The organism is Pseudomonas sp. R76, from assembly GCF_009834565.1.
GTDB lineage: Bacteria > Pseudomonadota > Gammaproteobacteria > Pseudomonadales > Pseudomonadaceae > Aquipseudomonas.
Map to the genome: position 1 here is coordinate 1,481,552 of NZ_CP019428.1, position 19,417 is coordinate 1,500,968.

Here is a 19,417-nt window from a genome sequence, read left to right on the forward strand (position 1 = left end):
GGGTTTACGCGTGCAACAAGGCCGCTTGTGTGGCGACGGTCAGTTGCCGCACCAGGCGGTTCTGTTCTTCCTGCTCCAGGTCCACCAGTGACTGGCGCCGCTCGAGATACTCGTCCGAACGTTTGTCGAGTATTTCCTCATTCAGCTGCCTCTCCTTGTGCTTGATAGCGTCCTTGACCGTAGAAAACGGCTCCGGGTGACTCCTGGCCAGGTATTCGATCCAGAACGCTTGCATCAACAACCACTCCTGCAAGGCCTCGGTTTGGCCCAGCCGGCGCAGTTCACTGCGCGCATTGTCGAGTACGTCCTGGGTGACGTCTCTAGCGGAGTAGAGCAATTCCAGCGGCTCGAAGGGCAGCTTGAACTCATTGGCCAATTGGGCGCGGAAGTAAATGATGACTTCGGCCCGATCAACTTCCAGGCCGGCCGTTTCCTGACTGCGAATGAACCTGTCAGTAATCTCGTCCAGTTGATCCAGATAGAAGCACCCGTTGGACAACGCGATCAGGGCTCGGTCGGCGTCGTAGGTGCGACTTTGTTCCTTGGCCCGGTGGATCCGATGTTCAAGCTCCATATTAGTAAAGGCCAGCAAGGCGCTGTCACCGCACTGGCCGGCGCCTCGGGTCTTGAGGCAAACATTATTGCGCAGCTCCGTGGACTCGCCCATGGCCAGCAGCAAGGTCCAGACGCGTGCGGTCAGCGCTTCCCGAGACGCAATCGACGACCTGTAGGCATGGGTCTTGGGCAGGTCCCGCAGGACCTGGAACACATCGTCTGCACTGACCTGTTCATTGGCGAGCAGTTGCTCCCATAGCAATGTGCGTTCGGCCTGTGCGGTGACGGAGACGCCGGCCAGCCATTGGCTGACCTCGTTCGGTACAACGGGTGCGTGCTGTATTCCTGGTAGTGCACCGCCCAGCCGGATGCCCTCACGCTGCCAATATTCGTCAAGCAGCACCTGCATCCCCGACAAGTCGTTGCCATGCAGCACGGTATTGCGGTTGGTGACGCGCATGCGCGCATCGGTGAACAGCACGAGGGGCACGCTGGTGATCAGGTTTTCCTGCAATAACAATGCGTGCATGTCGGGTCGTCGTTCGGCGCCAGTCGGCCACTGGCTGATACCGGTGCGTTGCAGGCTCAGGGTGCGCAGGCGCGTCATGGCACTGACATCCGGCGTCAGTTCCAACGGGTTGTCGTTCAAATGCAATTCGCGCAAGCGGGTCATGCCGGCCAGGTTTTGGCGGGACTCTTCTGTCAGTCGAATGTTGTTGTCGTCAAGGGTCAGGTGTTCGAGCTGGGTCATGTCGGTGATGCTGGTCGGCAGTTCGGTGAGCCCGCACTCGACCTGCAGGTACCTGAGGTTGGCGAACTTGCTCAGGAACGCGTTGCCGGTAGCGGGGAACGCGTCACCCGTCAGCATCAGCGATTCGATGTGCGCGAACCCTCGCGTACCCAGGATAAAGTCAGCGTCGGGCAGGTCGTTACCGTCCAGTTGCAGTACCAGGTGGTGAGTGTCAAACAGACCGTTGTCGAAAAGTTGCCGGGTTTCTCGGCGCCAGGCGCTGCGGATCTGTTGGGCAATGAAGCGCCGCCTGCCGAGGTTTACGCCCTGGGGGGCGTTGGCGTCGTTGGCATGGGGCGCTTCGGCCCAGAGCGTCAGGCCGTAGTCCAGTGCCTGGTACTCGGCCTTGCGCCGCTGCAGTTCGAGCAACGCGGCGGGTTCGCTCATGCCCAGCTCGGCTATCAGGTCATTGACGCCGGCCCGGCTGAGGCTGGGGTAGAGCTCGCGCACTTTGCTTTGCAGGTCAACCGGCTGCTGGCTGCTGAACGGCCACAGGTTTTGCAATGAGAAAGGATAGGCGCTGAACGAGGTGTCAACCTGCATGGGCGGTTGCAGCCAGAAGGGAACATGGGGGATGCCCAGCAGGGCCTTGATGGCGATGCGTTGGTTAAGGGCCGCATCGGCGATGCCGTTTTGCAAGGTGGATAGCTCGCCATCCCCCAGCACTTGGTGGATGGCGCTCAGCAAGCCCTCGCCCATGCCGCTGATCAGTTGCCCCTGGTCGTCGCAGGCTTGGTAACGCCCGTCGACCTTGGCCAGCACTTTGCGTTGAGTGCCGTTCAGGTGCCCGGCGCTGCTGAGTAACTGGCCGCTGGCGTCGCCTTGATGGATGTCCAGCCGCGTGTCGGCCGGCCAGCCCGCAGCCGAGGCGAGTACGTGCAGGATGATGGTTTCGCTGTCGGGGTTGCCCGAGGATTGCAGGTACACCCCCTCAAACGCGCGGTTCAGGCGCACATCGTTGCGGGTCAGGCGCACCTGCTCGGCCAGGCGCAGGCCGATCTGGTCATGTTCGTGAAGTTGCTTGATCTCGCGTGGGCTGGCTTGCTCCAGAATCGCGTCGAGGGCGCTGCCGGGCAGGTCGGGGTAGTGCTGTTTGAAGCGGCGTTGCAGCACAGTGCCGTTGTTTTCGCTTTGGGCGTAGAGGCTGTCGAACAATTGCGTGCGCTCGCGATAGGCATGCTCCGCGACCTTCCTGGCAAGTTTGAACAGGCGTTCTTCAAGGCTCGCGGGTAGCTCACCCAGCAGGGCGCGTGTCACGGTGTCGTCTTTGGCAATGTTGGTCAGCGGGGCGGAGCCGCGGCTTTGCCTGACGGTCATTTGTAGTGTGTGTGCGGCGCCGACGTTGGCACTCGGGAAGCTGCGAATGATTTGGCCGTCAGTGTCGACCACTTGCAGCACGTGGCTCTTCGGCCATTCGCGCAGGGCGCAGACCAGCAGTAATTGCAGCGCCGGCCGTGCGTTGCCGGTGGCCGAGTAGGTGGTCATGGCCTGGATAAAATGCTCGATTTCGCGTTCGATGCGAAAGCGTTTGCTGGTGTCTGCCAGCAGCGGCGGCGGTGGCCGGTTAGCGCTGTGCACCTCGCGCAAGGCGCGGGCCGGGGTGTCGGTGACCCGCAGGATGCGCGCGGCGGTTGGCTGGTCGACATAGTAGCCCAGTGGGCCGAGGCGGTAGAACAGCGAGTAGTCACTCCAGGCTATTGGGTTCTCGCTGGACAGTCGCCACGCGCCTCGACGGTTGTGCTCAAGGCGCGGGGTGTCGACGCCGACTTTTTCCGGGTGCTTGAGGCGCCATTTGAGCAGCGTGTTATCGAAGGTGATCGGGTACAGCGAGCCGTACAGCGGCATCAACTGCTGGCCGTCGTAGTCGTACAGGCCTTCGGCACTTGGCTGCAGGTCGGAGGGCAAGACGAGGCGCTGTTCGTATTGGACCAGGGAGGTGTTCAGCAGGCTGATGTGGCCGTCGGGGCTGCGTTGAGCACTCATCAAGTCGCCGAGGGTCTTGCGCAAACCTTCGGCATCACTGGCCGATTGCATGCCCAGTTGCAGGCGTTCGTGGGGTTGCAGCACCGAGCCGATAGCCAGGTAAAAACTGTCCACGGCCGGTGTCACCGGGATAGGCCCGCCGTTGAACATGTCGTAGGCCTCGTAGCGGCCTGCGCCGTAATGCAGCAGTTCGACGGTGGTGTCGTCCGGCCCGGTGGAGACGTAGCTATCGGCCGGCCGGCCTTTGCTCATCTCGGTGACCACGAAGTGCCGCTTGAGCGTGTTGCGCACCAGGCTGGCGGCAAACTCACGGGCCCATAGGTCGGTGTCGTGATGAAACGCCCGTGGGTGGTAGAGGCCGTCGATGACCGCGTCGATCCGTAGCGCGGTGCGGTGGTGTTCCAGGCTTTGCCTCACCGGCGCGGGCAGCTTGCCGTGGCTGAGAAATTCGGTTTGCTGCTGCGGGTTCAGGGGCGTCTGCAGCAACAGTTGTTGCAGGTTGGCGGGCGTCAGAGGCGGGTACAGGTCGCGCAGTTTTTGCAGCACCGGGGTCAGTTCCACCAGCGGTGGCGCGACCTTGATCGCCACCAGGTCGCGGGCGCTGTCGGTCACCGGGACTTCGTCGCGGGCCTTGCCGGCGTAACGGGTCATGGCGCTGAACAGGTCCACCTGGCGCGTCTTGGCCAAGGCGCTGATCTGCAACCGCAGGCGGGCGATACGCTGGGCCAGGTTCAGGTGTGCGCTGCCTTCTTTGCCCAGGGTGGAATTGTCGGGTTGCCTGGCGATAATCAGCTCGAACAACTGCTCCTGGGGCGCGGCGCCAATTGTCGTGTCGCCCAACGCCAAGTAGGTGCCGTCATCGCGTCGTGTGAGGTCGATGGTATGGGCGATGGGCGGCGTGTAACGGTTGCCGGCATAGGTCTCAATATGGCTGCCCGACTCATCATGCACACGGATGATCGCGTCCTGCGGCCAGGTCTCAAGCTGTGTCAGCAGGCACAGCACGCTGCTGTCGGCATGCGGCGGCATATGGCCGCGACGGTGGAAGTCGTGGATCAATTGCTTGATCAGTTGATCGACCTGCAGGCGGCGCACGCCTTCGGTGAGGTTAATCGGCGCGGGCTCGCCGCTCCAGATGCGATTCAGTGTGGCGCGGCTGGGGGCGGTGCTGCGCAGCATGCGCTCCATGGCAGCGCGGGGCACCGGGCTTGAGCCTTCGGGCAGCATGCGTTCGGTCAACTCTACGTCCGACAGGGTGTGAGCGTTTTGCAGGTCCAGCGTCCAGGCTTGCTGCGCCGGGTCGAAGATAATCGGCGGCGCGTAGGCACCGCTGTTGTGTTGCTTGAGGGCCATGCGCTTGGTCTGCGGATCAAGGTGCACCTCCACCACCACACGTTGCTGGGCATGGACCAGCCAGACGTATTGATTGCCCTTGACCTGATACACGCCTTGAGGATTGGCGACCTGGCCGTTGAGCAGGTTCTGGTCCAGCGTGGCATAGGCGCTGATATCGGGTTTCCACAGCTCGAATTCGCCGTCGGCACGCTGCACTTTGCGTGGGTTGCCCAGGCTCTGCATTAACCCGTTGATACGCTGGCGGTGGACGCGGCCGGCCGTGGAGATCAACAGGCTGTTGACCGCCAGGTCGGCAACGTCGGTCATGGCCGCGGCAAAGTTGCTCGCGTCACCCTGGGCGGCTTCAGTGATGCCGACCACCACGCTGTAGGTGAGGCTGCCGAACACCACCACTTGCATGATCCGGTTCAACCCGGTGACGCCGCCGGGTACGGGCGTGAGCAGCAGCTGCAGGATTTCGCCGGCGACCGCGGCGGCGGCGTCGATCACGGCTTGCAGGTCCCGTTCGGAGCGGGTGGTCGCCAGGGTCGACAGGTTGGCGTGGTAACGCTGCACCTGGCGCAAGGCAAAGGCGTTGGCCAGGCTTTTTACCGGGCCGGTTTTCGGGTCGGTGCTAAAGCGCAGATGGCCCAGGCTGCGTTCCGGGAACCAGTGATGGAAGGTGTCATAGAGGAACTCCGCCGCATCGCTGAGGCCGACGGGGCGCGGCGCTTCGCTCGGCAGTTGCTTGAACGCGCGCATTTGCGTCATCGGCAGTTGCCGGGAAAACCAGCCCAGGTCACCGCTGCGATGGCTGCTCTGCAAATCGTCGAGGAACTGAGCGTTGGCAGCCCTGGCATCCGTATGAAAGCGCAGCGCGCCGCCGGGGCGAAACGGAAAGTAGGACACGACGCCCAGGCTGGCCACCTGGATCAGCAGCAGCGGCAACGGCGTGGCGATGTCGTAGGGCGAGGCATCCATGCTCACGGTGTCGAAGGCCAGGGCCGGGCCGCTGCCGTCGATGGCCTGGACCAGTTCTTCGTAGAGGGCCAGGGTGATGCCGGTGCTGGCGTGGTTACGGTAGGCCTCCAACGCTTCGAACCGCAGGCAGGCATGCGCGCTGGTTTCGATCAGGGCCTGGAGAGTGCCGCCTGGGGCAAGCGCCGCTTTCAGAAGGGTTTGCAACTGGCCGCCCAAGTCCAGCTCGCGGCTGATGGCGACAAAGCGCGGCACGTCCAGTTGGTCGCTCGGCACCCCGGTGAGGTAGGTCGAATCGACAAAACTGTGCCCGGACCTTTGCTTCGTCTGCGTGGCAAAATCGAAGTTCAGGCAGGCGGCCTCCCAGAGTGACAGCGTGGACAGGTGGGGGCGGTATTTCCATTCATCATAGGTGCGGCGAAAGCGTGAGCCTGAAACGGGCTTGGCGATGCTGGTGCGCGGTTCCCAGGGCAGTGGCACACTCACTTCCTCCAGGTAGCGGGTATGCAGGAATATCGCCTCGGGGTCCAGGCCACCGAGCTTGCTGCGCAATTGCGCCAGGCCCTGGGTTTTGAAGGTGTTGATCAGTGCGGTGTTTGCCGTTTCCACCGCGTTCAGTGCCAGCAGCGCTTCGCGTTGCAGCCGCACATAGGTGTGCTGTTGGTTAGGCGTCAGGCCGGCGAAGTTGCGCGTGAGGGTGTGGCGAATAAACTCCAGGGCCTGTTGGCGGGTCCAGGATTCGTTGGACTGCAGGTTGCCCGACAGTCCGTCGAGCAGTAGATGGGTAGCCATGGGCGTTTCCTTTCACAGTCAAGTGGAAGGCCAATGGAAACACCCGGCCGGGGCAGGCTGGCGCTAGCTATGTAGTGCTGCTGCGCCAGGCGCGCGCGGCGCCTGGTTGAGGCGTTTGTTGAACTCCATCCAGGCAGCAAGGGCGGACATCAGCACCACACCGACCAGGGCCGTCAGCAATTGCACGGCCACGGCGTCACCCGCCAGGGCATTGAGCATGTCCGCCAGGGGCGCCAGCACCACGCCCAGGCAGAAGACTTCCAGGGAATACCGGCCCATCTGGCAAACCCGTTCGGCCAGGCGGTTTTGCGTCCACTCGCGGCCGGGCAGCAGCTTGGCGGTCACGTAGGCCAGGGCCAGGAAATGCACGAGACGCACCGGTGACAGGTCGGTTTTGCTGATGGGGTACAGCCAGTTGCTGAGCGTCTGCGGCATCACCGCGTCATGGATGTGCGGCCAGAGCCAGGACAGCGTGATCACCCCGGCGACCACCACATACAGCGCCGCGGCGACGAACAGCGGTTGCCGTTGCAAGGGGCGCGTCTGGGGCACTTTGGGTCGTTGGCTGTAAATCGCCGCCGCGCCCCCCAGCACAAACAGCAACTGCCAGGTGACCGGGTTGAAATACCACACGCCATCGGCGATGGCCCGCAGGTTCCAGCCCATCCACGGCGCCATCAGGTACACCGCCAGCGAGACGCCGACCACCGCCCAGGTAGCGCGCACCATCAGCGGCAGCACCACCGACAAGCCGGCGAGCAAGACGATGTACAGCGGCAACGGGTCCATCAGGTTGGGCTTGAAGCGCAACAGCAGTTCATCGGTCAGCGCCTGTTGCGGGTGCGTGACGAAGTGCGTCAGGCCCATCTCTTCGACCAGATCGCGGGTTTCCACATGGCTGTTGGCGAAGAATACGATGCCCATCAACATCGCCAGCAGGAAGATATGCACCACGTACAACACCCAGGTGCGGCGCAGGATTTTCAGGCAGGCCAGCCAATAGCCTTCGCGCTGCAGGACTTTGCTGTAGGCCAGCACCGAGGCGAACCCGGCGAGGAATACGAAGACTTCCGCCGCGTCGCTGAAACCGAAGTTGCGCAGGGTGATCAGGCCGAGAGGATTGTGGGGGACGTGATCCCAGAAAATGAAGATCAACGCCAGGCCCCGAAAAAAATCGATGCGCGGGTCGCGTCCGTTCAGCATGGCAGCGGGCTCTTGAACAAAAGGTTTATTAATGACAGGTGAATGCGCGCGTTGTCGTACGCCACACGTCGGGCGGGCGCAGGTTGGCGGTATTTGTAAGCAATTGCAAAGGCTGGGTATTACTGAATGTCTCTAGACATCAATGATCACCAATGTGCCATGGCTGCCGGCGAGTACGGCATGGGCGATACCGGCCTCCATCAGGTACATCTGGCCGGCTTCCACGCGGATTTCCTCATTGCCGATGCTCAGGCGCAGCAGGCCGCTGACGACCAGCAGCCCTTCGTTGTAGTCGTGGGTTTCTTCTTCGTACGCCTGCTCATCCATGCGCAACACCTTAATCCGCGCCGGGCCGACCTGGCCCAGGCGGGTGGATTTCCAGCTATCGGGCAGTTGCCCGGCGATGGCGGCGAAGTCGAGTAACGGCATGTGAATCTCCTTGTTTCAACGATGCCGTCGGTGGTCCGGTTCAGCAGTCAATAATTTCCAAATGATTACGCAGCGACCACTTCATGCGGCTCAAAGCTGTCCGCCCGCGCCATTTGCCACATGCGCGAATAGAACTCGCCGTTCACTTCACCCGTGAGCAATTCACCGGGCTTGAGGAACACATGCAATTGCGAGAACAGCTTGATTTCAGTCGCCGACATGCGTCGTACCAAGTGCTTGGCCGACAGTTGCGAAGGGTGATCCAGGCCGGCCGCCGCGAGCATTTCCGCCAGGGCCTTGAGGGTGTTGCGGTGGAAGTTGAACACGCGCTGGGCTTTGTCCGGCACGACCAGCGCGCGTTGGCGCAGTGGGTCTTGGGTGGCGACGCCGGTCGGGCATTTGTTGGTGTGGCAGCTTTGCGACTGGATGCAGCCGATGGCGAACATGAAGCCGCGCGCCGAGTTGGCCCAGTCGGCGCCGATGGCCAGCACGCTGGCGATATCGAACGCGCTGACGATCTTGCCGCTGGCGCCCAGCTTGATCTTGTCGCGCAGGTTCAAACCGACCAGGGTGTTATGCACAAACAGCAAGCCTTCACGCAGCGGCACGCCGATGTGGTCGGTGAACTCCACCGGCGCGGCGCCGGTGCCGCCTTCCTTGCCATCGACCACGATAAAGTCCGGGAGGATGCCGGTTTCGAGCATGGCCTTGGCGATGCCCATGAACTCCCACGGGTGGCCCAGGCAGAACTTGAAGCCCACCGGTTTGCCGCCGGACAGCTCACGCAGTTGGGCGATGAACTGCATCATTTCAATCGGCGTGGAAAACGCGCTGTGGCGCGACGGCGAAATGCAGTCTTCGCCCATCAGGATGCCGCGGGTTTCGGCGATCTCTTTAGTGACCTTGTGCTTGGGCAGGATCCCGCCATGGCCGGGTTTTGCGCCCTGGCTCATCTTGATTTCGATCATGCGCACTTGCGGGTTTTGCGCCTGCGCGGCGAAGCGCTCCGGGTCGAAACGGCCGTCGCTGGTGCGGCAGCCGAAGTAGCCGCTGCCGAGTTCCCAGGTCAGGTCGCCGCCGTTTTCACGGTGGTAAGGGCTGATGCTGCCTTCGCCGGTGTCATGGGCAAAGTTGCCGAGCTTGGCGCCTTGGTTGAGCGCGCGAATCGCATTGGCGCTCAGTGAGCCGAAGCTCATCGCCGAGATGTTGAACACCGACGCCGAGTACGGTTGTGTGCACTGCGGGCCGCCGACCATCACACGGAAGGCGCTCGGGTCACTCAACGGCGCGGGGCGCATGGAGTGGCCGATAAATTCGAAGCCCGACTGGTACACATCGATCAAGGTGCCGAAGGGTTTGTCGGCGGTTTCGTTCTTGGCGCGCGAATACACCAGCGAACGCTGCGAGCGCGAGAAGGGCAGCGCATCGCTGTCGGACTCCAGCAGGTATTGGCGGATTTCCGGGCGGATGGCCTCCACCAGGTAACGGATATTGCCCAGGATCGGGTAGTTGCGGCGCACCGCGTGGGGGCTTTGCAGCAGGTCGAACAGGCCGATCAGGCTGAGCACGCCGGTGACCACGGTAATCGGCCACAGCCATTCATGTTCAATAAAAGGGAGGCTTGCGACGGTGAAAATGACGCACACGGCAAAGAAGGCGTAACGGCTTAGTAACGACAGGCTCATACGGTTTTCCTTGGTTCGGACTCATCGGCTAGGCGTTTTGCGCCTGAAGAAAGATCGAGAACAGCTCCGACTGGGATTTGATCCCTAGCTTGCTGTACATGTGTTTCTTATGGACTTTCACGGTTTCAACAGAGATTTCCAGCTTACGAGCGATTTCCTTGCTGGAGCAACCGCTGAGCATCAAGCGGCCCACATCCAGCTCACGGGCGGTGAGTTGCGCGCCCCAGTCATCATTCTGGATCGGCGGCTGTGGCGCGCTGACCTGCTTGAGTTCATAGGGCAGGCGCTGGCGCAGCAGGCTCAGCACCCAGGGTTGGATCAGCGATAGCAGGGCGATCTGCTGCGGGTCAAAACGCTGTTTCGAGCCCAGGGACAGGCACAGCGTACGCCCATCCGCCAATTGGCAATTAAATTGGATTTCATCAGCCACCACGTTCAGGCGGAAGTAGCGCTGGTAGTACTCGGTGAGTTCAAAGTGCTCCGGCGCCACTTCGGCCAGGCGAAACAGGCCGGTGCGCGAGTGCTCGCGGCTGGCGGTATAGAAGGGGTCGAGCAGGTACAGGCCGTTGAGGTAGTCCTGGAACAACTGGTCCGGCGTGCCGTCGGCGCCTGGGCATTCGGCGAATACCAGGGGCCGGTGCTCACTGCTGAACAGCAACGCCACCCAACTGTCGAACGGCACGTAGGGGTCCAGCAAGCGCACAAGCTGGGTCCAGAAATTGGCCTGGTCGAGGGCGTCTATCATTTGCCCCACCGAACGGTGCCAGGCGATGTCATCCAGCGACATGGTCATTGATCTACCCCTATCGAGTTACCCCCGCCGCGTAATTCCCTGGCAGGTTGTGGCTGCGCATACTGCGGCACAGATAAAGAACAAGGAATACTCATGAAGGTCGAATTTGCCCAGTTGGCAGGCCGTGATAACGACACAGCTTACAACCTTGAGCGCGCCTTGGCGGCAATTGCTGCGTGCGCCGCCGACACACAACTGATCGTTTTTCCTGAGACCCACTTGATGGGCTTCCCGTCGGCCGAGACCGTTGCTGCCATCGCCGAGCCGGTGGATGGCCCCACGGTACAGGCCGTTATCGACGCCGCGCGCGCGCGCCACATCGCCGTGGTGATCGGCATGGCCGAGCACGACGCTGGCCAATTCTATAACACCACGTTGCTGATCACCCCCGAGGGCATCGCCCTGCGTTATCGCAAGACCCACTTGTGGGCCTCGGACCGCGGCGTGTTCACGCCGGGTGATCGCTACGCCACGTGCCTGTGGAATGGCGTGCGCGTCGGCCTGCTGATCTGCTACGACATCGAGTTCCCGGAAACCGCCCGCGCCAACGCGCAGCTGGGCGCCGAACTGCTGATCGTCACCAACGGCAACATGGACCCGTACGGCCCCACGCACCGCACCGCGATCATGGCCCGCGCCCAGGAAAACCAGGCATTTGCGCTGATGGTCAACCGCGTGGAAGAGGGCGATGGCGGGCTGTTGTTTGCCGGTGGCAGCGCCTTGGTCGACCCGATTGGCACGCTGCTGTTCGAGGCCGGGCGCGAAGAGGGGCAATTTACCGTCGAGCTGGATCTCGACCAATTGGTGGCGGCTCGCAAGGACTACCGCTACCTGGACGACCAGCGCTTGAAATTGCCGGGTGAGGTGATTGAGCGCACGAATGGGACGCGCGAGCTGCTGATCCCTAAACCCTGAAGATTGATCGTTCCCACGCTCTGCGTGGGAATGCCTCCTGTGACGCTCCGCGTCACGGTGTTAAACGCGGACGCGGAGCGTCCCGAGCTGCATACCCACGCGGAGCGTGGGAACGATCGAATAAGAAAAATGACATCCGCTTCACCGACTTCAGTTCTGCCATAAATCTAATAAATCAGCGGAGAATCGCTCATGGCTCGTTTGCAACGCACCCTGTCGTTAGGGTCGGTGGTGCTGTTTGGCATCGCCTATATGACGCCGATCATTGTGCTCGGCACCTTCGGCATCCTCGCGCAATCCACCGCCGGCATGGTCCCGGCCGCTTACCTGGCCGCCCTGGTGGCGATGTTCTTCACCGCCATGAGTTACGGGCGCATGGCGTCGGCCTTCCCGGTGGCCGGGTCCGCCTACAGCTACGTGCGCAAGGCCATCAGCCCCAAGCTGGGCTTTATCGCCGGCTGGGCGGTGTTGCTCGATTACCTGTTCCTGCCCATGGCCATCTGGCTGATCGGTGCTGCGTACCTGCACTCGGCATTCCCGGCGGTGCCGCAGTGGGTCTGGGTGTTGGCGTTTATCGGGATTACCACGGCGATCAATATCATCGGCCTGAAACTGGCCAACGGTATTAACGCGCTGCTGATGCTGGTGCAGTTTCTGGTGCTGATCGCGTTTGTCGCGCTGTGCATCCATTACATCGGGGGCGATGCGAGCAAACCGCTGTGGACGATCACGCCATTCTTCAACGGCCAGATGCAAATGCCGCTGATCATGAGCGGGGCGGCGATTGCCTGCTATTCGTTCCTGGGCTTTGACGCGGTCAGCACGCTGACGGAAGAAACCCGCGACCCACGCCGCACCATTCCTCGGGCGATCATGCTGATTACCTTGATCGGCGGGCTGATCTTCGTCGGCGTGTCGTATTTTGTGCAGATCGCCCACCCGTCCTTCGAGTTTGCCGATGTGGATTCGGCGGCCTATGAAATCGCGCGCAATATCGGCGGTGACCTGTTTGTGTCGATCTTCCTGATCGGCCTGATCGTCGGCCAGTTCGCCTCGGGGCTGTCGGCCCAGGCCAGTGGTTCGCGCCTGTTGTTTGCGATGGGCCGTGACGGCGTGTTGCCCAAGTCGTTCTTTGGCACCTTGCATGCGCGCTTCGGCACGCCGGTCAACAGCATCCTGTTGTGTGCAGTCGTGGCGCTGCTGGCGTTGAAACTGGACGTGACCACCTCCACCTCGTTCATCAACTTCGGCGCCTTCCTGGCGTTCAGCCTGGTCAACTTGTCGGTGATCTTTCACTACTGGATTGGCGCGAAACAACGCGGTGTACGTGAGTTGATCCTGTTCCTGCTATTCCCGGCCATTGGCCTGCTGGCGGATGTGTGGCTGATGGTCAGCCTCGATCACCTGGCGATTTACCTGGGTGTGGTGTGGTTGGCGATCGGCCTGGTTTACCTGGGGTTCCTCACGCGCGGCTTCTCGCAACAGCCGCCGGAAATGGACTTCCAGGAAGCCGCATAGAAGCCCTAGCCTGAAAAACGCCGAGGCGTGAGGGTTTCATGTTTCACCTCAAAGGCCGCTCCCGTTTCTGGAGCGGCTTTTTTTTGCGTTGATATCGCAGTGCCATTATTTCTTCTGAAAACCAACTAAACTACTCAGTAATCGCCAGGAGGCATTGCCCCAGACCGTAAGGAACGCACATCGACGATCCGAGGTGTCCCATGGGAGAGTCAGTTACCTTCACCGATGCCGACCGTCCAGTGGTGCTGTTGATCGATGCCCACCCGGATGTATTGCACAGCCTCACGCAATTGCTGAGCCTGGAACCCTTCGAACTGCACAGCGCTACCTGTGCTGCTGATGCTCTGGCCATTCTCGCCAGGCGACCCATCGACCTGGTGATGAGCGCCGCGCGCCTGCCGGACATGGACGGCGCGTCCTTGCTGGCGCATATCCATCAACACTACCCGCACACGGTGCGCATCCTGCTGACCGGCGAGACCGACCTGACGTTGATCATCAAAGCGATCAACGAGGGCCAGATCTACCGCTACCTGAGCAAACCCTGGAACGACGAAGAATTGCTCCTGGCCCTGCGCCAGTCCCTGGCGCATCAACACTCGGAGCGTGAACGTGGGCTTCTGGAGCAACTGATCCAGCAGCAGAACGATGAGCTCAAGCAACTCAACGCCACCCTGGAAAAACGCGTGGCCTCGCGCACCAGCGAATTGCAGCAAACCGCCGACATGCTTGACCTGGCCTACGAAGAGCTCAAGCACAGCTACGCCACCGGGACTGAAGTGTTTTCGTTGCTGGCCAACCTGCGCCTGCCGCGCGCCAAGCAGACCAACCGGCAGATTATCGAACTGGTGCGCACCTGGTGCGTGGCCCACGGCGTAGACGAGGCGAGCAACCGCGACCTGACCATGGCGGCCGCGCTCTATAACATTGGCAAGCTGAGCTGGAGCGACAGCATGATGGCCTCGCCCTCGGACCTGTTGCACAGCAGCGACCGTGAACGCTATCGCGCCTATGCCACACAAAGTGAATCGTTGCTGATGACCCTGGAGCCGATGAAAGACGCCGCGCGCCTGATCCGCCATCACCAGGAACGCTGGGACGGCAGCGGTTTTCCCGACCACCTCAAGGGCGAGGCGATTCCTGCCGGTTCACGCTTGCTGAAACTCGCCGTGGACTTTATCGAGCTGCAAAAAGGCCTGATCCTGGAACGGCAGATGAACAGCGACGAAGCGCTGCTGTACATCCGCAAATACGCCGGAAGGCTGTATGACCCGGTGATGGTCGAAGACTTTGTGCTGGTGTGTGCCACCTACCTTAATGACGTGACGCTGGGCGACCCGAACGTCAAAGTGCTCGGCACCCGCGAGCTGGAGGAAGGCATGGTGTTGGCGCGCAACCTCAATGCCGACAACGGCATGTTGCTGCTCAATGCGGGCAAGGTCTTGAACCTGCCATTGGTGGATAAGTTGATTGCGTTCGAAACCATGGAGGGCGCGCGGTACAGCGTGTTCATCAAGCAAGACGCAGTCATCTTTGGTTGAGCAGCGCTTATTAAGGTGGGAGCCGGCTTGCCTGCGATAGCGGTGTGTCAGTCAACTCAGGTACTGGCTGATAGACCGCTTTCGCGAGCAAGCCCGCTCCCACATTGGATTGCAGCATGCCTGTGGGTCATGTGATCCTTGCGGCCTTTGCAGCCAAGGAAGACCTCCCATGCCATCCACCCTGCGCATTGCCGCCGCCCTCCTGATCGGCAGCGACGGCCAAACCCTATTGGTGCGCAAGCGCGGCACCCAGGCCTTCATGCAACCGGGCGGCAAGATCGACGCGGGCGAGCAACCCGCCGAGGCTCTGGCCCGTGAGCTGTATGAAGAGCTGAACTTGCACATCGACCCGAGCGCCGCGATTTATCTGGGCCACTTCTCGGCGCCTGCTGCGAACGAGCCGGGCTTTACCGTGGAAGCCGAACTGTTCCAGGTGAATATCGACGTGGCGGTCAGCCCAGCCGCTGAAATCGAAGAAGTGCGCTGGATCGACCCGGCCGGCGATGGTGGCTTGCCCTTGGCGCCCTTGACGCGCGATGTGATCCTGCCGTTTTATCGCGCATCGCTCTCTGTATGCTGATCCGCACGCTAGGCGCCGGCGACGCCGAAAGCTATCGGGCGTTGATGCTTGAAGCGTATGGCGCCTATCCCCAAGCGTTTACCTCCAGTGTGGCCGAGCGTGCGCTGATGCCGCTGAGCTGGTGGCAAAAGCGCCTGGACAACCCGCTGGATAGCCTGCTCGGCGCTTTTGACGGGGACGTATTGGCGGGCATTGTCGGCCTGGCGTTCGAACCGCGTGAGAAGGCGCGGCACAAGGTGACCTTGTTCGGCATGTACGTTAACGAGGCTTACCAGCGCAACGGCCTGGGCCGCCAGTTGGTGGAGGCGGCACTCGCCGAAGCGCGCAAGCATCCGCGCCTTCAAGTGATCCAGCTGACCGTCACCGCCGGCAACGACGCCGCCTTTGCGTTGTACCAGCGTTGCGGCTTCATCCAGTACGGCCTGGAGCCGCTGGCGGTGCGGGTGGGCGAGGATTATTTCGACAAGATTCACATGTGGCGTGAACTCAAGACCGACTGAATCCCCAACCGGGAACTCAATCCCCTGTGGGAGCTGGCTTGCCTGCGATAGCGTCACCTCGCTGCTGCAGCCAGACCGCGGCGTCTGCATCGCAGGCAAGCCAGCTCCCACCTGTTTGACCGGTTTCGGCTAGCGCACAACGCTGACCCCATCCAACGTAGAAAACGACGTGTCCTTGGCCGTCAGCAAAAAGTCGCGCATGTACGGCGCATCCAGCATGTCCGCACGAATCCCCGCATACAACGTCGCAAACAGGCCTTTCTCGCCCAAGCGCTTGGCCTTCACGTAACCGCGCGAACTGTATTCATGCAGCGCCCAATGCGGCATGCCACACACGCCACGGCCGCTGGCCACCAGTTGCATCATCATCACCGTGAGTTCCGAAGTGCGCACCTGGGCGGGTTCCACATCGGCAGGTTCCAGGAAGCGCGTGAAGATATCCAGGCGGTCGCGCTCTACCGGGTAGGTAATCAGGGTTTCCGTCAGCAGGTCTTCGGGCACGATGTACGACTTGTTCGCCAGCGCGTGCTGGTTGGCCACGGCCAGCATGGCTTCGTATGTGAACAGCGGCACATAGGTGATGCCCGGCAGCTCCAGCCGGTCGGAGGTTACCACCAGGTCCAAATCGCCGCGCGCCAGCGCCGGCAATGGGGCGAAGGCAAACCCTGAGGCCAGGTCCAGCTCGACTTCCGGCCACGCATCGCGGAACTGGTCGATGGTCGGCATCAGCCACTGGAAGCAGCTGTGGCATTCGATCGCCATGTGCAAGCGCCCGGCGGTGCCACCGGCCAAACGCGCGATATCACGCTCGGCACCGCGCAGCAGCGGCAGGGTGGCGTCGGCCAATTGCAGCAGACGCAAGCCGGCGCTGGTGAAGCGCAGCGGTTTGGTCTTGCGCACGAACAGCGGCATGCCCAGGCGCTCTTCCAGTTCCTTGAACTGGTGGGACAGCGCCGACTGCGTCAGGTGCAGGCGCTCGGCGGCATCGACCAGGCTGTCGGCTTCGCGCAGGGCATGCAGGGTTTTGAGGTGACGGATTTCGAGCACGGGCTCTCCATGAAGACAATTTGTGAAGAAGCTGAATAGCGTGAGTTTGTCTCATGTTGCTAAGCCTGTCGATAACGCGTCGATTGTGACCGCTGGGCACTCTTCATCAAACTGTCACGCAACTGTGGCAGCGCGCTTGAACAAACTTCATCAGACTCGCGCTCTACTGGGGTTCTGCGTTTCGGTGTTTTTCATGCGCGTGTTGCTTTTACTGGCCGCTCTATTGTTCGGCCTGCCGTCTTTTGCGGCTTCTCGATGTGATGTCAATGTCCCGACACAAACGGTCGACCTGGCTCAGGTAAGCATCGCCTACCAGAGCATCGGCCGTGCGTCCGACCCTGCGTTGCTGCTGGTGATGGGCCTGGGCGGGCAGTTGATCCACTGGCCGGATGAAGTGGTGGTGGCGTTGTGCGAACAGGGGTTTCGGGTGATTCGTTACGACAACCGTGACGTCGGCCTGTCCACTTGGCGCCAGGCGCCGGCCAGCGCCAACCTGACCTTTGAAGTGCTGCGCTACAAGCTCGGCCTGCCGGTGGCGGCGCCCTATACGCTGACCGACATGGCCGACGACGCGCTGGGGTTGATGGACGCGTTGCAGGTCCAGCAATTCCACGTGCTGGGCGCGAGCATGGGCGGCATGATCGCCCAGCACCTGGCAGCCATGGCGTCGCAGCGGGTCGAGAGCCTGACCCTGGTGATGACCAGCTCCGGCGCCGAAGGCCTGCCGGCGCCCAACGCAGCGTTGGTGCAGTTGCTGTCGCGGCGCAGCGCGCCGAATCGTGAAGTGGCGCTGGAGCAGCAGGCGGATTTGCTCGCTGCCTTGGGCAGCCCGTATGTGAAGGATGACCGCCAAGCCTTGCTGCACCAGGCGGCGCTGTCCTACGACCGCGCCTTCAACCCCGAGGGCGTGAAGCGTCAGATCATGGCGATCCTCGCCGAGCCTAGTCGCGTGCCGTTGCTCAACCAATTGCGCGTGCCGACGCTGGTGGTGCATGGCACGGCCGACCCGTTGTTGCCGGTGATGCATGGCGTGCATCTGGCGGCGCATATCCAGGGCAGCCAGTTGAAGCTGATTCCAGGCATGGCCCACCGTTTTCAGGAAGCGTTCAAGGCGCCGCTGCTGACGGCTGTGCTGCCGTACCTCAAAGCCCATCGCGAAGACGCTGCACATTGGGCGCAGATTGACTTGGGCGAGCCTTCGAAGGTGTTGTGAAGTTGGTGTATCGTGCAACCTTTACGGCACATTCATAATGCCAGCGAGGTTGCCTGTCATGAGTACTCTCCTGAAAATCGATTTCGTCAGCGACGTGTCTTGCCCCTGGTGCATTATCGGCCTGCGTGGGCTGACCGAAGCCTTGGACCAGCTGGGCGCCGAGGTGCAGGCCGAGATCCATTTCCAGCCGTTCGAGCTGAACCCGAACATGCCCGCCGAAGGGCAAAACATCGTCGAACACATCACTGAAAAATACGGCTCCACCCCTGAGCAATCCCAGGCTAACCGTGAGCGCATCCGCGACATGGGCGCTGCGCTGGGGTTTGCTTTCCGCACTGACGGTCAGAGCCGCATCTACAACACCTTTGATGCGCATCGCTTGCTGCATTGGGCGGGGTTGGAAGGCCGGCAGTACAACCTCAAGGAAGCGTTGTTCAAGGCTTACTTCACCGATGGGCGCGATCCTTCCGATCATGCGACCTTGGCGATTATTGCTGAAAGCGTGGGCCTGGATATCAAGCGTGCGGCTGAAATTCTGGCGTCTGATGAGTACGCCGCCGAGGTGCGTGAACAGGAACAGTTGTGGATTTCTCGCGGGGTGACGTCCGTACCGACCATCGTTTTCAACGACCAATACGCGGTCAGCGGTGGGCAGCCGGCGGAGGCCTTTGTGGGGGCGATTCGCCAGATTATCCAGGAAGCCAAGGCCTGATGATCGTTCCCACGCTCTGCGTGGGAATGCCGCCCCGGACGCTCCGCGTCCTGCGATCGATGCGTCAGTCAAACTTGTAGCTGATCGCCGTCTGCACCTGCCCCTGATTCACATCACCCTTTTCCTTAACAATGGTGCTGTTGGCCGCCGAACCCACCAGGTGCGTCCAACTGGCGCTGGTCAACAACGACCAATGCGTATCCAGCGGGAATTCAAAACTCTGGGTCAACGTCAGGTTCTGGAAGCCCGCGCTGGCGTTATAGGCGCGAATACCCGAAGCCGCAGATTCCTTGTCATCAACCCCAAAAAAGGTCTGGGTCTGGCGGGCGTCGGCAAAGTGCGCCATCAGCCCGGTGCTGCCGATGATGCCGCCGCCGAGCGGGTAGCCCAGCTCGCCGCCGAGTTTGCCCAGCACACCACTTTGATCACGCCCGCCGCCCACGGCCTGGCCGACTTGCGCGTACACACGCCAGAACTCGGCCGGGGCGTATTGGATAAAGCCGCCGACTTCGGCCATGTCCGACACATCGCGCAGGCCGCGCAACGAGCCATTCGCCGTGCGCCCCGACAGGTAATTGATGTAAGGGCCGGCGGTAATGCCGTGGCTGTTCAGTGCGCTCCAGGTCAGGCCGTCGTCGGTGCCCAGGCTGACACTGCCCCAGTCCAGGTCGAAATAGGGAATCGGCCGGGTTTCGTAGCGGCTGCCGGTCGGGTCGTGGGGCTGATAGCTGACGCCCGCGCCGACTTCACCGCTAATGCCGTCAGCCCACACCGAGCTGGAAAAGCTCCACAGCCCTAGCAAACCAGCGAATAAAGCAGAAGTAACCTTGAACATGCAGCGTTTCCTT

14 protein-coding genes are annotated in these 19,417 nt (G+C 61.8%); 7 read left to right on the forward strand and 7 right to left on the reverse strand.

Annotated elements, in window-relative coordinates:
* Positions 1-4: 4 nt before the first annotated feature.
* The 5 genes from PspR76_RS06515 to PspR76_RS06535 form a co-directional block, all read right to left on the reverse strand.
* Positions 5-6,433 carry an NEL-type E3 ubiquitin ligase domain-containing protein gene (locus PspR76_RS06515; RefSeq protein WP_159954462.1) on the reverse strand — a complete coding sequence of 2,143 codons (6,429 nt, stop codon included), beginning with the start codon at positions 6,431-6,433 and terminating at the stop codon, positions 5-7.
* A gap of 63 nt (positions 6,434-6,496) precedes the next feature.
* Positions 6,497-7,636: an OpgC family protein gene (locus tag PspR76_RS06520; protein ID WP_159954463.1), complete on the reverse strand. Its 1,140-nt coding sequence runs from the start codon at positions 7,634-7,636 to the stop codon at positions 6,497-6,499.
* Positions 7,637-7,768: 132 nt separating this feature from the next.
* Positions 7,769-8,065 carry a cupin domain-containing protein gene (locus PspR76_RS06525; RefSeq protein WP_159954464.1) on the reverse strand — a complete coding sequence of 99 codons (297 nt, stop codon included), beginning with the start codon at positions 8,063-8,065 and terminating at the stop codon, positions 7,769-7,771.
* Between the two features lie 65 nt (positions 8,066-8,130).
* Positions 8,131-9,750: an FMN-binding glutamate synthase family protein gene (locus tag PspR76_RS06530; RefSeq protein WP_159954465.1), complete on the reverse strand. Its 1,620-nt coding sequence runs from the start codon at positions 9,748-9,750 to the stop codon at positions 8,131-8,133.
* Between the two features lie 28 nt (positions 9,751-9,778).
* Positions 9,779-10,543, reverse strand: a complete 765-nt coding sequence (locus PspR76_RS06535; RefSeq protein WP_159954466.1) for a helix-turn-helix transcriptional regulator — start codon at positions 10,541-10,543, stop codon at positions 9,779-9,781.
* A gap of 93 nt (positions 10,544-10,636) precedes the next feature.
* On the opposite strand from PspR76_RS06535, the gene PspR76_RS06540 reads away from it, so the two are divergent.
* From PspR76_RS06540 to PspR76_RS06560, 5 genes are all read left to right on the forward strand, one after another.
* A complete protein-coding gene (locus PspR76_RS06540) occupies positions 10,637-11,458 on the forward strand; it encodes a carbon-nitrogen hydrolase family protein (protein ID WP_159954467.1) in 822 nt (273 codons plus the stop codon).
* 192 nt (positions 11,459-11,650) lie between these two features.
* Entirely contained in the window at positions 11,651-12,976 is a 1,326-nt protein-coding gene (locus tag PspR76_RS06545; RefSeq protein WP_159954468.1) for an APC family permease, read from the forward strand.
* 200 nt (positions 12,977-13,176) lie between these two features.
* Positions 13,177-14,517: an HD domain-containing phosphohydrolase gene (locus PspR76_RS06550; RefSeq protein ID WP_159954469.1), complete on the forward strand. Its 1,341-nt coding sequence runs from the start codon at positions 13,177-13,179 to the stop codon at positions 14,515-14,517.
* A 169-nt stretch (positions 14,518-14,686) separates the two neighbouring features.
* Entirely contained in the window at positions 14,687-15,097 is a 411-nt protein-coding gene (locus PspR76_RS06555; RefSeq protein ID WP_159954470.1) for an NUDIX hydrolase, read from the forward strand.
* Positions 15,091-15,597, forward strand: coding sequence for a GNAT family N-acetyltransferase (locus PspR76_RS06560; RefSeq protein WP_159954471.1), 507 nt, complete (start codon positions 15,091-15,093; stop codon positions 15,595-15,597). The genes PspR76_RS06555 and PspR76_RS06560 overlap by 7 nt, the downstream gene beginning before the upstream one ends.
* 129 nt (positions 15,598-15,726) lie before the next feature.
* On the opposite strand, the gene metR is transcribed toward PspR76_RS06560, so the two are convergent.
* Entirely contained in the window at positions 15,727-16,644 is a 918-nt protein-coding gene (gene metR, locus PspR76_RS06565; protein ID WP_159954472.1) for a transcriptional regulator MetR, read from the reverse strand.
* A 193-nt stretch (positions 16,645-16,837) separates the two neighbouring features.
* Here metR and PspR76_RS06570 point away from each other — a divergent pair, with 193 nt between their 5' ends.
* Together PspR76_RS06570 and PspR76_RS06575 are read left to right on the forward strand one after the other, a co-directional pair.
* Entirely contained in the window at positions 16,838-17,857 is a 1,020-nt protein-coding gene (locus PspR76_RS06570; protein ID WP_159954473.1) for an alpha/beta fold hydrolase, read from the forward strand.
* A gap of 58 nt (positions 17,858-17,915) precedes the next feature.
* Positions 17,916-18,569 (forward strand): DsbA family oxidoreductase, encoded by a 654-nt coding sequence (locus PspR76_RS06575; RefSeq protein WP_159954474.1) that lies wholly within the window; start codon positions 17,916-17,918, stop codon positions 18,567-18,569.
* A gap of 64 nt (positions 18,570-18,633) precedes the next feature.
* Here the strand turns inward: PspR76_RS06575 and PspR76_RS06580 are convergent, their stop codons facing one another.
* Positions 18,634-19,404, reverse strand: coding sequence for a MipA/OmpV family protein (locus PspR76_RS06580; RefSeq protein ID WP_159954475.1), 771 nt, complete (start codon positions 19,402-19,404; stop codon positions 18,634-18,636).
* Positions 19,405-19,417: the final 13 nt, after the last annotated feature.

Excerpts from the sequence above, each read along its gene's own strand:
- PspR76_RS06555 (WP_159954470.1), top strand. The coding sequence starts at position 14,687 with ATGCCATCCACCCTGCGCATTGCCGCCGCCCTCCTGATCGGCAGCGAC.
- PspR76_RS06520 (WP_159954463.1), bottom strand. The coding sequence starts at position 7,636 with ATGCTGAACGGACGCGACCCGCGCATCGATTTTTTTCGGGGCCTGGCG.
- PspR76_RS06580 (WP_159954475.1), bottom strand. The coding sequence starts at position 19,404 with ATGTTCAAGGTTACTTCTGCTTTATTCGCTGGTTTGCTAGGGCTGTGG.
- PspR76_RS06535 (WP_159954466.1), bottom strand. The coding sequence starts at position 10,543 with ATGACCATGTCGCTGGATGACATCGCCTGGCACCGTTCGGTGGGGCAA.
- PspR76_RS06575 (WP_159954474.1), top strand. The coding sequence starts at position 17,916 with ATGAGTACTCTCCTGAAAATCGATTTCGTCAGCGACGTGTCTTGCCCC.
- PspR76_RS06570 (WP_159954473.1), top strand. The coding sequence starts at position 16,838 with ATGCGCGTGTTGCTTTTACTGGCCGCTCTATTGTTCGGCCTGCCGTCT.
- PspR76_RS06550 (WP_159954469.1), top strand. The coding sequence starts at position 13,177 with ATGGGAGAGTCAGTTACCTTCACCGATGCCGACCGTCCAGTGGTGCTG.
- PspR76_RS06540 (WP_159954467.1), top strand. The coding sequence starts at position 10,637 with ATGAAGGTCGAATTTGCCCAGTTGGCAGGCCGTGATAACGACACAGCT.
- PspR76_RS06545 (WP_159954468.1), top strand. The coding sequence starts at position 11,651 with ATGGCTCGTTTGCAACGCACCCTGTCGTTAGGGTCGGTGGTGCTGTTT.
- PspR76_RS06530 (WP_159954465.1), bottom strand. The coding sequence starts at position 9,750 with ATGAGCCTGTCGTTACTAAGCCGTTACGCCTTCTTTGCCGTGTGCGTC.
- PspR76_RS06515 (WP_159954462.1), bottom strand. The coding sequence starts at position 6,433 with ATGGCTACCCATCTACTGCTCGACGGACTGTCGGGCAACCTGCAGTCC.
- PspR76_RS06525 (WP_159954464.1), bottom strand. The coding sequence starts at position 8,065 with ATGCCGTTACTCGACTTCGCCGCCATCGCCGGGCAACTGCCCGATAGC.
- PspR76_RS06560 (WP_159954471.1), top strand. The coding sequence starts at position 15,091 with ATGCTGATCCGCACGCTAGGCGCCGGCGACGCCGAAAGCTATCGGGCG.